This window comes from Vreelandella boliviensis LC1 (genome assembly GCF_000236035.1).
GTDB lineage: Bacteria > Pseudomonadota > Gammaproteobacteria > Pseudomonadales > Halomonadaceae > Vreelandella > Vreelandella boliviensis.
Window position 1 is genome coordinate 1472185 of sequence record NZ_JH393257.1, and the last position, 1177, is coordinate 1473361.

Sequence of the window (1177 nt, forward strand, 5' to 3'; positions counted from 1 at the left end):
TCGCGAGCATCTTGAGCTTGAGCAATTGCTGCGTGAGGACTGGATTATGCGCGAAGAAGGGTCCGGTACGCGCATGACCCTGGAACACGCCGCCCGCCACCGTCGCAGCCGGTTTAATACGCTGCTGGAGCTTGAACATACGGAAGGTATTAAGCGTGCTGTGGAGTCGGGGCTGGGAATTGGCTGTGTCTCGCGCTTGGCGCTGCGTGATGCCTTCCGGCGCGGTAGCTTGGTACCGCTGCCCACGCCGGAGTTGGATTTAAAGCGCCAGTTCACGTTTATTTGGCACCGGCATAAATACCTCACCACCGGCGTGCGCGAGTTCCTACGCCTATGCCGTGAAATGACCGCCGGAGCCAAGCGCAGCGACGATATTGCGCTGCCGCCGATTCCTTAATCCCTTAAAACGATGGCAAAGCGCTAGCCGAGTTTAACGTTAGCGGAGCAGGTGGGTGTTGAGACAGTTTGAAGCTGCCTATGTTGACCGCTAAGTGGTCGGCCTGCTCTTTCAACTGCTCGGCAGCGGTCGTGGACTCTTCTACCATGGCCGCGTTCTCTTGGGTCATTTGGTCAAGTTCTGCGACAGCGATGTTGACCTGATTGATGCCATCGCTCTGCTCGCTGGTGGCCGCATTGATCTCCTCCAAGACATCGGTAACGCGGGTAATATGCGTGACGATGTCCTGCATGGTAGCTCCCGCATTACGCACCAAAGTAGTGCCGTTATTCACCTTGGTTTGTGAATCCTCGATCAGCTTTTGAATATCGTTGGCGGCCTCGCTGCTGCGCCCGGCCAGCTTGCGTACCTCGTCGGCTACCACGGCAAAACCACGGCCATGCTCGCCAGCACGAGCGGCTTCCACCGAAGCATTAAGCGCCAGCAGGTTGGTCTGGAAAGAAATGCTGTTCATTAGCGTGACGATTTTACCGATCTTATCCGACGCGTGGGTAATGTCTTCCATGGTGTTCACCACATTTGCGACAACCTTCCCACCTTCGTTGGCTACTTCTGAGGCGGTTTGAGAAAGCTTGTTGGCTTCTTTTGCGGATGCCGCTGTGTGTTGAACGGTACTGGTGATTTCCTCAATCGATGCAGAGGTTTGCTGCAGACTAGCGGCCGCGTTATCGGTGCGACGGGATAGATCCTGGCCGCCCATGGCGATCTCATTGGCCGCGT

General features: G+C 56.3%; 2 protein-coding genes. One reads left to right on the forward strand and one right to left on the reverse strand.

Features of this window, described 5'->3' with window-relative positions; translation table 11 throughout:
• On the forward strand, window positions 1–397 hold a 397-nt coding region (locus KUC_RS19950; RefSeq protein ID WP_244264745.1), incomplete at its 5' end, for a LysR substrate-binding domain-containing protein.
• 4 nt (window positions 398–401) lie between these two features.
• Here KUC_RS19950 and KUC_RS19955 read toward each other — a convergent pair.
• Window positions 402–1177 (reverse strand): methyl-accepting chemotaxis protein (locus tag KUC_RS19955; protein ID WP_244264746.1); only part of this gene is annotated, 776 nt, incomplete at its 5' end.